Genomic DNA, 13,157 nt, shown 5'->3' with positions numbered 1-13,157 from the left:
AGCATGAAGACCATCATCCTCGACCGTGCGCTGCGCGCCCTGTGCCGCACCTTCCTGCACGGGCATGGTCCGATCAGCCCACGCGACTGGATGATCCGGCTGCTGTCGATGCCGGAAATCGATCTGCCGGGCGACGAGTACAATGCTGGCCCAACCATCGACGCCTTGCAGGAACAGGTGGCGGGTCTGTTGGGCAAGCCATCGGCTTCGTTCTTCCACAAGGCGGTGGTGGGGCAGCAGGCGGTTTTGTTCGCGCATCGGGAACGTACGGGCCGGCGGCTGGTGGCCGTGCATCCGAAAAGCCATATCGCCATTGACGAATCCGACGCCGTGGAACGGCTCAGCGATATCAGGTTGGTCCGTATCGGGCTGGATGATGCACCCTTCACGCTTGACGATCTGAAGGCGGTGCAGGAACCTTTGGCGGCCGTGGTTCTGGAACTGCCGCTGCGCAATGCCGGGTTCCGCGCACCTTCCTGGGAAGAACTGGTGGCGATCTCCACCTGGTGCCGGGAACAGGGTATCGCCTTCCACCTGGATGGCGCCCGGCTGTGGGAGACCCAGCCATTCTATGGACGGTCGCTGGCGGAGATATCCGCCCTGGCCGACAGTGTCTATGTCAGCCTCTACAAGGGGTTGGGAGCACCCGGCGGGGCGTTGATCGCGGGTGATCCGGCGTTTCTGAAGGCGCTGAAACCCTGGCGGTCGCGCATGGGCGGCAACCTCTATACGGCCTTTCCGTTCGTGCTGGGTGGTCTCTATGGCTTGCGCCATTTCCTCCCGCGCATGGGGGACTATCATGCCCGCGCCGTGCTCCTGGCGGAGGCGCTTAGCCACCGCAACGGGCCGTATGCCGCTGATCGGGTGATGTGCAATTCCTTCCGGCTGGTCTGGCCCGTTGCCGCGCCGGCGCTGGCCTTCGTGCTGGAGCGCATGGCACGGGAGGAGGGGGTATGGTGTTTCGGCCGGGTGGTGCCGCTACCGGTGCGTGACCATTGCTTCACCGAGATGGTGGTGGGTGAGGCGACGATGACCCACGATGCCGACGCGCTGGCCGATCGGTTCGCCGCATGGCTGGCGGCCGCACGGGGCTGAACAGCGCATTGGCGCCATCCCGCACCGCCGGGTGACCCGCCGCCCCGCCCATGCTAAGAACCCGCCGCCGAACGGCAGCAGCAGGGGAAGGGTGCCATGAAGATTCTGGTCGTGGGTTCCGGCGGTCGCGAACATGCGCTGTGCTGGGCCATCAAGCGCTCGCCCCTGTGCAGCAAGCTCTATTGCGTGCCCGGCAATGCCGGTATCAAGGACGTGGCCGAGATCGTGCCGCTGTCCGGTAATGACGTGGCCGGCATCACCGCGTTCGCCCGTGACAAGGGCATCGATTTCGCGGTTGTCGGGCCGGAGGAACCGCTGGTGCTGGGCTTGGCCGATGCATTGCGCGCTATCGGCATCCCGACCTTCGGCCCATCGCAGGAAGCCGCTGCCCTGGAAGGGTCCAAGGGCTTCATGAAGGATGCGGTGGCCCGCTTCGGCGTGCCCACCGCGGCCTATGGTCGATTCACCGATATCGATGCCGCCAAGACCTTCGTGGCCCGCCAGGGCGCGCCCATCGTGGTGAAAACCGATGGGCTGGCCGCCGGCAAGGGCGTGACCATCTGCCAGAGCGTGGATGAAGCCTATGCCGCCATCGAGGAAGCCATGGTCGGTCGCAGGTTCGGCGATGCCGGGGCCGAACTGGTGATCGAGGAATTCCTGGATGGGGAGGAGGCCAGCTTCTTCGCCATCTGCGACGGCACCAACGCCGTGGCCCTGGCCGGTGCCCAGGATCATAAGCGCGCCTATGATGGCGACCAGGGCCCCAATACCGGCGGCATGGGCACCTACAGCCCGGCACCCGTCCTGACCCCGGCCATGGAAGCCAGGATCATGGAAGAGATGATCGGGCCCACCGTGCGCGGCATGGCGGCGGAGGGCAAGCCCTTCATCGGCGTACTGTTCGCCGGCATCATGGTGGTGGACGGTCCCGACGGGCAGCCCGTGCCCAAGCTGCTGGAATATAATGTCCGCTTTGGTGACCCGGAATGCCAGGTGCTGATGCGCCGGCTGAAATCCGATCTGGTGCCGCTGCTGCTGTCCGCGGCCAAGGGCGATGTCAGCGGCCAGGTGCCGCAATGGCATGACGAGGCGGCACTCTGCGTCGTCATGGCCGCCGAAGGCTATCCCGGCGACTATGTGAAGGGCACGCGCATCGACAATCTGGAGCAGGCGGCCCAGGTGGACGGGGTGGAGATCTTCCATGCCGGCACCAGAGAGGGGGCGGACGGTGCCATCCTGGCCAATGGCGGCCGCGTCCTGGGCGTCACCGCCATCGCACCCCGCGTGGCCGATGCCCGTGCCCAGGCGTACGAGGCGGTGGACCGCATCGACTGGAAGGAAGGCTTCTGCCGCCGCGACATCGCCTGGCGCGCCATGGCGCGGGGGCTGTGAACACTTGGGGAAACGAACGGTCGTTCAGGGGCGAATCGGAAACCCCATCCCTTATCAAAGGGATGGGGTTTCCCGGCGCTCCGTTGGGGTTGTTTCCAATGAGAACCTTTCGAAATCCTATGGCCGCCGGTCGAGCATGCCCATGGCATAGGCCGTGTGCAGGGCCAGCGGAGCCATCCAGGCAACAAGCGGATAGAAGAACCAGACATTGTCCGGCGTGGTGATGAAATTCACCGGCACGATGACCACGGCGAAAATGAAGAATGCCAGCAGGTGGTTCAGCAGCTGGCTGCGCCGACGCTTCACGGCCGGGTGGTTGTCGGACAGGGACATGGGGCGGGTGCTCCGGGGACGATGACAGGCGGGCAGCATAGCGCGATGCCCGCGCAACGCCAGCACCGAACCTGTTGATCGCACCCGCCCCGCCGGTTCACAATGTCCCATATCCCCTTGATCCAAAAGCAGCCGCCATGGACCTCAACCGCACCTTCGCCCAGGCCGTCACCCACCAGAACGAGGGCCGTTGGGCCGAGGCGGAGACGCTCTACCGCAAGGTTGACAAGGCACGGCCCGGCACGGCACCTGTCAGCTGGAACCTGGGTGTGGTGCTGAAAGCGCAGGAGAAGTGGGAACAGGCGCTGGCCGCGTTCGAGCGCGCGGGCAAGGCCGATCCCGGCTTCCGCGGCCTGAATTTCAATATCGGCCTCTGCCTGCAGAAGCTGGACCGCAAGGAGGAGGCGGTGGCCGCCTTCGAGAAATCGGTGGCGGTGGAGCCACAGGACCCCGTGGGCCGCTTCAACCTCGCCGCCGCCTATCGCGACCAGGAGAAACTGGAAGCCGCCCTGGCGCAGGTGGACGCCGCCCTGGCCCTGCAGCCCGAATTCGTGGAGGCGCAGCTGCTCCAGTCCAAGCTGCGCACGAACATGCTGCCGCTGTGGCACGTGCCCATGGTCAATGACGCGCCCCGCAATGATGCCTATGCGGCGGCCATCCGGACGCAAGTGAAGCCGGGGGATCTTGTTCTGGAGATTGGCACGGGTTCCGGATTGCTGGCCATGATGGCGGCGAAGGCCGGGGCGCAGGTGGTGACATGCGAAGCCGTGCCCTGGATCGCGGAGACGGCGCGCAAGGTCATCGCGGCCAACGGCCTGTCAGACCGCATCACCGTGGTCAATACCCTGTCCACGGCACTGGAGGTGGGCGGCGTGCTGCCGCGCCGGGCCGATGTGCTGCTGTCGGAGATCGTGGCCAGCGACTTCCTGTCCGAGCGTATCATCCCGGCCGTGGCCGATGCGCGCACCCGCCTGCTGACGCCCGATGCCCGCATCCTGCCGGCGCGCGGCGGCGTGCGCTGTGCCCTGGCGGCCGGGGAGTTGCTTGAGAAGCACCTGTTCACCGGCCCGACCAATGGCTTCGACCTGTCGGCCTTCAACAAGCTCTATCCGCGTTCCGTGCGCTATGACGCGCGGCTGGTACAGCCCCATGCCTTGTCGGCGTCGGTCGATCCGTTCAGCTTCGATTTCACCGGAGGGGCGATTGCGGACAGCGAGCATGTGCGTTTCTCCCTGCCGGCCAGTGCCGACGGCCGCTGCGTCGCCCTGGCGCAATGGGTCTGGCTGGATTTCGGCGGGGGCGTGATGTTCGAGAACAGCCCCTTCATCGACAGCCCGGCCAGCGGCTGGCAGCCGGGCTTCTATCTGCCTGATCATCCGCTTGAGGTGAAGCGCGGGCAGTCGTTGGCCTTCGACGCCCATCATGACGGCTTCAATGTCTGGCTCAGCTTCCGGCAGTGAGTTCAAACAAAAGGGCCCCGGCGAACATCGTCGCCGGGGCCTTTGCCGGGGCCTTTGACTGAATGCGAAATTATTCGCTCTCAGGTTCGCCGGTGTAATCGCGGATATCGGCCGGATCCCAGACGGCGCCGCGGCGGCGGCGACCGCCTGCCGCGGCTGCGGCAGGGGTGGCTGCCTTGGGCTGGCGCTTGCTGCCCGGGACGGGACCGCGACGGCGCGGTGCCTCGATCACTTCGGCAGGCTCGGTACCGGCGACGGGCGTGCTGTACTGGCGGTTGGCAGCCGCAGCGGCGGCGGCCTCCTCGTCATAGCCGGCATTGGGGGAAATGGCGCGCAGCAGCGAGCCGACGGCATCCGCGATCTCATCCGGTGCGGACTTCCAGGCCCGCAGCAGGTCCAGTTCACGACGGGACAGGATGGGGGAGGAACCTTCGGCCGTGGCGGCGAAGCTTTCCGGCGGACGGCGCATGTCCGGCACATCCAAGCCATCGAAGAAGAATGTCAGCGGAACATCCAGAATATCTGCGAGGCGATAGAGTTTTCCGACAGAAACGCGATTGGATCCGCGCTCGTACTTCTGAACCTGCTGGAAAGTAATTCCCAGCGCCTTGGCCAAATCTGACTGGCTCATGCCCAGAAGGCCACGACGAAGTCTGATACGGCCAGCCACGTGGTTTTCAATTACGGTCTCAAGGGCAGCGACAGCTGCATTTTTGCTCCGTCTCGGCATCGAACTCTATTGCCCCCTATTCCGCGTTCCTATGGCAACGCCGGCCACTACACAATGTTCCGTGGTCCGGGAATGCCGCTGTTCTCATGATCCCGGCGCAGCGTTGCGTCAGGATAGCACTCAGGCTTTCGCCGGCATATTAACCATAGAGCCGATACTGACAAGTATGCAGCTCAACGTTCCGTCATGCTATGGTATGGTAATATCTGCTATTCCGACCCAACTGTCCATAACTTGTATCTCTTTGGGCCGGATTACCCATCGCGGTGAAGGCTCCACACCAAGAAATCGAGAAAGAACGGTCAATTCTGCTGGTGCAGCCTCCTTCGGTTGTTTTCGACTGCCAAGTCAGCAACTATCCGCCGCAATAAGGTAAAATTCGATCTTTCTGATCGTGGGTGCTTCTGCCCATGCGGGTATTGCATGACAATTATACTACCACATCCGTTGGTCTTGTCGACAAACCACGGATTCGGGGGCCGACACTATACCCCTCAGACGACCATGACCCGGTTTCCGTTCCGAATTTTCACGATGAAATTCCGGAATCCTATCATCACGTCAAGCGGCATTTTCAATTTTTGTCACAAGCAGGGTCGCGGCCAGGCCATAAACCTGTCTTTCCGCGCGAAGAACGCCCAACCACTCGCGCAGGCTCTCCTGCACGAACGGGTCCTTGGCACTCTCGATTTCGACCTCTGTTTCGGCGATCAGCCGGTCGAGCAGGCGGGCATGGACGATCGCGGCCTCGCGGATATGCTGTGCGATGGGTTGGGCCGACATTCAGGGGCGCTCCGGGCGGGGAGTAGTGGCAATGTTGTGACCATAATCGCCCGAGAACGCCCATTTTGCGCGCGGAAATAGGAGGTAGCTCCTTCGTAATCAGCCGTTGGTGGCGGCGCCGCGGCCCAGATCAAGCGTCATCCGCAGCGACGGCTGGCCCAGGCGGGCGCGGTAGAGATGGACATTCTCCAGCACACGCTGGACATAGTTGCGGGTTTCATAGATCGGCATGGTCTCGATCCAGTCGATGATGTCAACTCCATTGCCCCTGGGGTCGCCATAGTCGCGCACCCAGCCCGCCACGCGGCCCGGCCCGGCATTGTAGGATGCGATGGCCAGTACATAGGACCCGCCGAACCGGTCCACCAGGTCGGCCAGATATGTCGACCCCGTTTCCACATTATAACGGGGATCGGTGGTCAGACGGTTGGCCGTGGCATTGGTATTTGACTTGGCCGGCTGCTTGGCCGGAGGCTTCTTCTGCTTGGTGTCCTGCTTCTTGTTCTTGGATGTCGCGGCGGGTTTGGCGGCGGGCTTTGCCGGTACCTTGTTCACGCCGGCGGCGGTGGTCGGCATCACCTGCATCAGGCCGCGGGCTCCGGCGGAACTGACGGCATCGGCGACGAAATTGCTTTCCTGGCGAATGATGCCATGGATCAGGGCGGCTTCCGGCCGGCCGGGGGCCTTCATGTCCAGCAGCGGGAAGCCCGCCTGACGCAGCACGAATCCATCCTGCCAGGCGGCGCGCGAGGTGGTGACGGCCAAGTCCTTGCGCTTCAGCGACAGGGCCAGTTCACCCACCAACTGGTATTCCTCGCCTGTCTTGGCATCGGTGGCCAGTTTACGCAGGAACAGGGTGGTGCGGTCGCCGTCGGCCCCCTCGATCCGGGCCAGCAGCTGGACGGCCCGCACCATCTCGCGCTTCTTGAATGTCTTTTGCTGTTCCTCGGTCGGTTCGGGTTCCACCGGCATGGCGCTGCCGGGCGGGCGGCCCAGATGGTCGGCGGCCAGCAGGCCATAGAAGGTACCGCCATAGGTGGTGGCCGTGTCGAACCATGTAGCGGCCCGTTCCTTGTCACCCATCGCGTCCAGGGCGCGGCCGGCCCAATAGGCACCGCGCGACCGGCTGACGGGAGAGGTGGTGCCGCGGAACAGCGTCTCGAAATGCTTCAGCGCCTCATCCGGCTTGTTCAGCTTGCGCAGCGCCAGCCAGCCGGCCAGGAATTCCGCCTGGGCGAAGGCCAGGCCATCCTTGGCGCCATGGTCCGACACCAGCGCATAGGCGCGGGCATATTGTTCCTTTTCCATCAGCCGGCGGGCCAGGATATGGCGTTCCACCCACCAGTCGGCGCCATGCGCCTCCTCCTGGGCCGGCTTGGTGGCGAATGCCTCCATGGCGCCCGCATCCATGTCCTTGCGGCGGCGCCAGCGCGTGCGGTCGTACAGCAGGCCGGGATCGTTCTGCAGGTCGGCCGGCACGCGGCGGAGCGCGCCGTCCACGCCGGGCGACTGGGCCGCCAGCGCGATGCGCGCCTCGGCCACGGCCTGGCGGCCGGTATCGACCAGTGGCATCACGCGGCGCGCCTCGTCCACCCTCTCCGCCCACAGCAACTGGTCCAGGCGGGCGGCATGGTCGGCGGGACGCAGCAGCCCGACATAGCGCTGGCGAAAATCCCGCTCCTCCTGCACCCCGAAGCCGCCATTGATATAGCGGTCGCGGATCAGGGTGATGGCCTTGTCCGAGGAACCCGTTTCCATCAGCGCATCTGTGTACCGGCCCAGGCCCACCAGCGTCAGCGGCGGGTTCTTCTCGAACCATTCCCGCACCTGTGCGTATGGCATGTCCGACGGCATCTTCGCCTCGGCATTGCGGCGCAGTGCTGTCTGGTTGGGCCAGTCGGGATGGCGCTTCATGAAGCCGGAAATGGCCTCCCAGCTGGCATCCGCACCCGTCTGGGTCAACTGCACCCACAGCAGCAGCTGCGAGGCCAGTTCGTCCGGGGCGCGGCGGACCAGGCGCTGGGCCTCCTCCATCTTGCCCTGGTCGGCGGCGCGCAGCGCCTGTTTGTAGGTGGCGATGTCACTGGTGCCTGCGGCACCCCCGGCGGCCCGTGCCAGTCCGGGCAGGCCGAGCCCCATTCCCAGGCAGACCAGCATCGCCGCCAGGGCACGGCCTGCCGCCTTGTTTCGGATCATGGGGCTGTTTAAGGTTCGCGCCTTCATTCGTTCTGACCGGAGTAACTTGCCATGTTCAAGGGTTCCATCGTCGCACTGATCACGCCGTTCCGTGACGGGAAGGTGGATGAGGTCGCGTTCCAGGACTTCGTGGACTGGCAGATCAAACAGGGGACGCACGGCGTGGTTCCCGTCGGTACGACCGGCGAATCGCCGACGCTGAGCCATGAGGAGCATCGTCTGGTCATCTCCCAGGCTGTTGAGGTGGCGAAGGGCCGCGTTCCCGTGATCGCCGGCACCGGTTCCAACTCGACGGAAGAGGCCATCCAGCTGACCCGTCACGCCAAGCAGATCGGCGCCGACGCTGCGCTTGTGGTGACACCTTATTACAACAAGCCGTCGCAGGAAGGTCTTTATCAGCATTACAAGGCCATCCATGACGCCGTCGATCTACCCATCATCATCTACAACATCCCCGGCCGCAGCGTCATTGACATGTCTGTCGCAACAATGGCCCGTCTGGCCAAGCTGCCCAACATCGTCGGCGTGAAGGACGCCACGGCCGATCTGGTCCGCCCCCTGCGCACCCGCGTGGAGATCGGTCCCGACTTCTGCCAGCTTTCCGGTGAGGATGCCACCGCCACGGCATTCCTGGCCCAGGGCGGGGTGGGTTGCATCTCCGTCACGGCCAATGTGGCCCCGGCTTTGTGCGCCCGGATGCAGAATGCCTGGGCCGCCGGCGATCTGGTGGAGATGGCCCGCATCCGCGACATCCTGATGCCGCTGCATCACGCGATGTTCGTGGAGACCAGCCCGGCGCCGGTGAAATACGCCGCCAGCCTGCTGGGCAAGTCCAGCCCTGAGGTGCGCCTGCCGCTGGTGCCCTGCAGCGCCGAAGGCCGCGCCATCGTCGAGGACGCGATGCGCAAGGCCGGCTTGATCGGCTGACGCCAAGGGGTGACGAGCTTGTCTCGTTACTCTTTGGCTGGCGCGTTGAGCGCCCGCGCCCCCATGGGCGCGTAAGCCAAGGGCGCGGATGCGCCCGCCCGGCGCTTGAGGGCGTCTGCTATGACTTCATTGAAGTCTGCGAAACGTCCCCCCATAACAGGGGGGACGTTTTTCATTTCTGGATCGGATTGCCTGAGCGATGGCTAACAACGCGCCCGAGCGCAAATTTGCGGCACAGAACCGCCGGGCCCGCTTCGATTACTTCATCGAGGACACGGTGGAGGCCGGCATCATGCTGACCGGCACGGAGGTAAAGTCGCTGCGCGGCGGCAAGGCCTCCATCCTGGAAAGCTATGCCGGCGAGGTCGGCGGGGAACTGTTCCTGATCAATTCCTATATTCCCGAATATGGCCAGGCCGGCGCCTGGCTGCAGCACGATCCCAAGCGCCCGCGCAAATTGCTGGTCCGCAAGCGCGAACTGGTGAAGATGCTGAATGCCATCGCGCGCCAGGGCATGACCCTGGTGCCCATGTCGGTCTATTTCAACGATCGCGGCATGGCCAAGGTCGAGGTCGGCATCGCCAAGGGCAAGAACAAGGGCGACAAGCGCGATACGGAGAAGGAACGCGACTGGCAGCGCGACAAGGCGCGGCTGATGCGGGCGCGGGGGTGACACGAAGGGCGCGTCCGCTTGCATCGGATGGCCCCTGCGCCTATTCCGTCACACAACTGCAATTTTAACTATAATTTAGCGACCTTGCCTTCCCAAGCCCCCCGGATGGGATATCGTTCCCGGACGGCTTGATCGTTCCGGGGCGGAACGATGACCGAGTGAAGTCGGAGGGAAGTACATGGGTAAGCAGTGGCTTAAGGTTGGTACGGCACTGACCGGTTTCCTGGTGTTGACCGGTGGGGCGCAGGCGCAGACCGCCGACGTCGAGGAAATCGTTGTTACCGGCACGCGCCGCGCCGACCGGACCCTGGCGGAATCGCCGGTGCCGGTGGACGTAATTTCGGCCGGTGAGTTGGAGCGGTCGGGCCTGGGTGAGGTCAACAAGGTCCTGAACGCCCTTGTGCCCTCCTTCAACTTCCCGCAGCCGACCATCACCGACGGTACCGACCATATCCGCCCGGCCACCCTGCGCGGCCTGTCGCCCGACCACACGCTGGTGCTGATCAATGGCAAGCGGCGTCATAACACGGCGCTGCTGAACCTGAACGGTTCCGTGGGGCGCGGTTCCACGGGCGCCGACCTGAATTCCATTCCTGCCTCGGCCATCCGCCGGGTCGAGGTGCTGCGCGATGGGGCCGCGGCACAGTATGGTTCCGATGCCATCGCGGGCGTGATCAACATCATCCTGAAGGATAATAATTCCGGTGGGTCGGCCTTCGGTTCCTATGGCCAGACCTATGAAGGCGATGGCGACGTCTATCACTTTGCCTCCAATGCCGGGGTGACCATCGGCAATGGCGGCTATCTGAACCTGACGGCCGAATATCGTGACCGCGCCCACACCAACCGTCAGGCCGCCGATATCCGCCAGCAATATAACAACCTTGCCGGTGGTGCCGCCGACCCGCGTGAGGCGACGATCAACCGCACCGACAATTTCTGGTACGGCGACAGCGACGTCACCGACTATAATGTCGTCTATAATCTGGGCCTGCCGCTGGGTGGGGCCGAGCTCTACTCCTTCGGCAATTACAACAAGCGCGAGGGCAAGGCGGGCGCTACCTGGCGCCGGCCGCGCGATCCCAATAATGTCCGCTCCATCTATCCCGATGGTTTCCTGCCGTTCATCACGTCCGACATTGACGACATGTCGGTGGCGGTCGGCGTGAAGGGCGATGCGGGGGAGACGCGGTATGACATTTCCGGCACCTATGGCCGCAACGACTTCCCCTTTAGCGTGGAAAACACCCTGAACGCCACCTATGGCGCCAACAGCCGCCGCAGCTTCTATGCCGGCGATCTGCTCTATACCCAGGGCGTGATCAATGCCGACGCCTCGCGCGATGTGGAACTCGGCCTACCGTCCAGCGTCAGCGTCTCCGCCGGCCTGGAATACCGTACCGAAGGCTATGAGCTGGGGGCCGGCGACGAGGACAGCTGGAAGGATGGCGGCGTCAAGGTGCTGGATGGCGGCTCGACCAGCGCCGTCGGCAGCCAGCCGGCGCCGGGTGCCCAAGGCTTCCCCGGTTTCCGTCCCAGCGACGAGGTCGATGTTGATCGCCACAGCTATGCCGCCTATCTCGACCTGGAAACCAAGCTGTCCGACGCGCTGCTGGTCAGTGTCGCCGGCCGCGTCGAACATTATTCCGATTTCGGCTGGACCGGATCAGGCAAGTTCGCCTTCAAGTATGATGTGACCGATGCGTTCGGCCTGCGCGGTGCGGTCTCCAACGGCTTCCGCGCGCCGTCGCTGCAGCAGAGCTATTTCTCCTCCACCGCCACCAACTTCATCGGTGGCGTACCGTTCGAAATCCGCACCTTCCGCGTCAACGACCCCGCCGCCCAGGCGTTGGGTGCCGAAGACCTGAAGCCGGAAAAGTCGATCAATTACAGCCTGGGCTTCACCTCGACGCCCTTTGAGGGCGCCAGCCTGACGGTCGATGCCTATCAGATCCGCATCGATGACCGTATCGTCCTGTCGGAGAACCTGACGGGCACGGCGGTGCAGAATTTCCTGACGGCGCGCGGCTTTGCCGGCGTCACCGGCGGGCGCTTCTTCACCAACGCCATCGATACCCGCACGCGCGGCGTCGATATCGTCGGTACCTACCGCGCCGATCTGGATACGGCCGGCACCCTGAACCTGACCGCCGGCATCAATTTCAACGATACCAAGACGTTGAACGTGAAGCCCAATCCGTCCACGCTCAGCACGGTCGGCCTGCAGCTGACCCGCTTCTCCCGCGTGGAGGAAGGGCGGTTCGAGGAAGCCCAGCCGGAGAACAAGGTCAACCTGTCCGCCAGCTGGCAGTACGAGGACTTCAACCTGACCGTCCGTGGCACGCGTTATGGCAAGTTCACCTCGCGCAATGCCAGTGCCGCGCTGGATCAGACCTTCGGGGCTGAATGGGTGGCCGATATCGATGTCGGGTACGACCTGACGGAGAACCTGTCGATCTCCGCCGGGGTGAACAACCTGTTCGACAATTACACCGACCTGGTCATTCCGGGCGCCAACCCGAACGGCTTTGCCCAGTATTCCAACTTCTCGCCGTTCGGTTTCAACGGGGGCTTCTACTATGCCAAGGTCAAGGTGACCTGGTGATCTCGGCGGCCCCGGCGGCGCTTCCCGCCGCCGGGGCCGTTTTCACCGTTCGAACAGCCAGTTCATCCTGCTGTTCCCGAACGCTTTGTATCCAGCCTCGCGGAACCGGCCCAGCAGATCGCCAGCCCAGCTCTGCTCCGACCGTTCGATGATGATCACCCGCGGCCACAGGCTCTCGGGTGCTTGGTCGAAGAAGGGCAGCAGGGCCTTGTCCTCCGCCCCCTCGATATCGATCTTCAGCACATCGATGCGGGTGATCCCCGCCTCTTCCAGCACGTCGATCAGCGGACGGACGCGTACCGGCGTGCTGGTGCCGCCATGGTCGCGCACCAGGGAGGAGCCGCCCAGGTTGCTGGCATCGAGATACAGCCCCATCACCCCTTCCTCGGCCCCGATGGCGCAATCGGCGTGGGTGATGGCGGCGTCCGTGCGGTTGAGTGCCAGGTTGAAGCGCAGGCGCCGTGCCGCCTCCGGCCCTGGTTCCACCGCCAGGATGCGCCCGCCCGGCCCCATCAGGCGGGCGGCGTTCAGGGTGTAGAGCCCGACATTGGCGCCGATATCGACGAAGGTGCCGTCGCGCGGCAGCCGTTCGGCCAGCAGGCCCATCTCTTCGGGATCGAAGAATTGCGGCATGAACAGGAACTTGCGTTCGCCGACATTGTCGCCGGGATGGAGACGCAGATGGATGCCGCGCACGGCCACGTCGAACACCGGTCCCTGGATGACCATCGCCACCTTGCGCAACCACAGCGCCAGCCGCCGCCCCACCGGCGTGACCGGCAGCCCCTGGCACAGATCGGTCAGCAGGCGGGGCAGGGTACCCGGCGCATGCGTGCCGAAAGCGGGCTCTTGTGCGTTGCGCAAAACCTGTACTCCGGTGGCATCGTTCGGGTGGGAAAGGCATGCTTATGCCATATGGGATGGGATGCCGCATCCCCTTATGCCGCAACGCAAATCCATCGT

11 protein-coding genes are annotated in these 13,157 nt (G+C 64.4%); 6 read left to right on the top strand and 5 right to left on the bottom strand.

What is annotated here, in order from left to right; all coding sequences use genetic code 11:
• Positions 1-3 precede the first annotated feature (3 nt).
• Both ACM9HJ_RS21225 and purD read left to right on the top strand, forming a co-directional pair.
• Entirely contained in the window at positions 4-1,095 is a 1,092-nt protein-coding gene (locus ACM9HJ_RS21225; RefSeq protein ID WP_416573757.1) for a threonine aldolase family protein, read from the top strand.
• 96 nt (positions 1,096-1,191) lie between these two features.
• The gene (gene purD, locus ACM9HJ_RS21220) at positions 1,192-2,487 is read left to right on the top strand and encodes a phosphoribosylamine--glycine ligase (protein ID WP_416573756.1); all 1,296 of its coding nucleotides are present in this window, start codon (positions 1,192-1,194) and stop codon (positions 2,485-2,487) included.
• Between the two features lie 117 nt (positions 2,488-2,604).
• Here the strand turns inward: purD and ACM9HJ_RS21215 are convergent, their stop codons facing one another.
• Positions 2,605-2,820 carry a 2TM domain-containing protein gene (locus ACM9HJ_RS21215; RefSeq protein WP_416573755.1) on the bottom strand — a complete coding sequence of 72 codons (216 nt, stop codon included), beginning with the start codon at positions 2,818-2,820 and terminating at the stop codon, positions 2,605-2,607.
• A 137-nt stretch (positions 2,821-2,957) separates the two neighbouring features.
• Here ACM9HJ_RS21215 and ACM9HJ_RS21210 point away from each other — a divergent pair, with 137 nt between their 5' ends.
• Positions 2,958-4,280 (top strand): tetratricopeptide repeat protein, encoded by a 1,323-nt coding sequence (locus ACM9HJ_RS21210; protein WP_416573754.1) that lies wholly within the window; start codon positions 2,958-2,960, stop codon positions 4,278-4,280.
• Positions 4,281-4,350: 70 nt separating this feature from the next.
• On the opposite strand, the gene ACM9HJ_RS21205 is transcribed toward ACM9HJ_RS21210, so the two are convergent.
• From ACM9HJ_RS21205 to ACM9HJ_RS21195, 3 genes are all read right to left on the bottom strand, one after another.
• Positions 4,351-5,010, bottom strand: a complete 660-nt coding sequence (locus ACM9HJ_RS21205) for a helix-turn-helix domain-containing protein (RefSeq protein ID WP_416573753.1) — start codon at positions 5,008-5,010, stop codon at positions 4,351-4,353.
• A gap of 561 nt (positions 5,011-5,571) precedes the next feature.
• On the bottom strand, positions 5,572-5,793 hold the full coding sequence (locus tag ACM9HJ_RS21200) for a hypothetical protein (protein ID WP_416573752.1): 222 nt from the start codon (positions 5,791-5,793) through the stop codon (positions 5,572-5,574).
• A 99-nt stretch (positions 5,794-5,892) separates the two neighbouring features.
• A complete protein-coding gene (locus ACM9HJ_RS21195) occupies positions 5,893-7,989 on the bottom strand; it encodes a transglycosylase SLT domain-containing protein (RefSeq protein WP_416573751.1) in 2,097 nt (698 codons plus the stop codon).
• A 51-nt stretch (positions 7,990-8,040) separates the two neighbouring features.
• On the opposite strand from ACM9HJ_RS21195, the gene dapA reads away from it, so the two are divergent.
• The 3 genes from dapA (at position 8,041) to ACM9HJ_RS21180 (ending at position 12,194) form a co-directional block, all read left to right on the top strand.
• On the top strand, positions 8,041-8,916 hold the full coding sequence (dapA, locus tag ACM9HJ_RS21190; RefSeq protein ID WP_416573750.1) for a 4-hydroxy-tetrahydrodipicolinate synthase: 876 nt from the start codon (positions 8,041-8,043) through the stop codon (positions 8,914-8,916).
• 199 nt (positions 8,917-9,115) lie between these two features.
• Positions 9,116-9,589 carry an SsrA-binding protein SmpB gene (gene smpB, locus ACM9HJ_RS21185; RefSeq protein ID WP_416573749.1) on the top strand — a complete coding sequence of 158 codons (474 nt, stop codon included), beginning with the start codon at positions 9,116-9,118 and terminating at the stop codon, positions 9,587-9,589.
• A gap of 178 nt (positions 9,590-9,767) precedes the next feature.
• Positions 9,768-12,194, top strand: a complete 2,427-nt coding sequence (locus ACM9HJ_RS21180; RefSeq protein ID WP_416573748.1) for a TonB-dependent receptor plug domain-containing protein — start codon at positions 9,768-9,770, stop codon at positions 12,192-12,194.
• Between the two features lie 42 nt (positions 12,195-12,236).
• Here ACM9HJ_RS21180 and ACM9HJ_RS21175 read toward each other — a convergent pair whose 3' ends face one another.
• Entirely contained in the window at positions 12,237-13,058 is an 822-nt protein-coding gene (locus ACM9HJ_RS21175; RefSeq protein ID WP_416573747.1) for an FkbM family methyltransferase, read from the bottom strand.
• Positions 13,059-13,157 lie beyond the last annotated feature (99 nt).

The sequence above is a fragment of the Niveispirillum sp. KHB5.9 genome, assembly GCF_048066115.1.
Classification (GTDB): domain Bacteria; phylum Pseudomonadota; class Alphaproteobacteria; order Azospirillales; family Azospirillaceae; genus Niveispirillum.
This window is presented reverse-complemented; position numbering and strand designations above follow the sequence as displayed.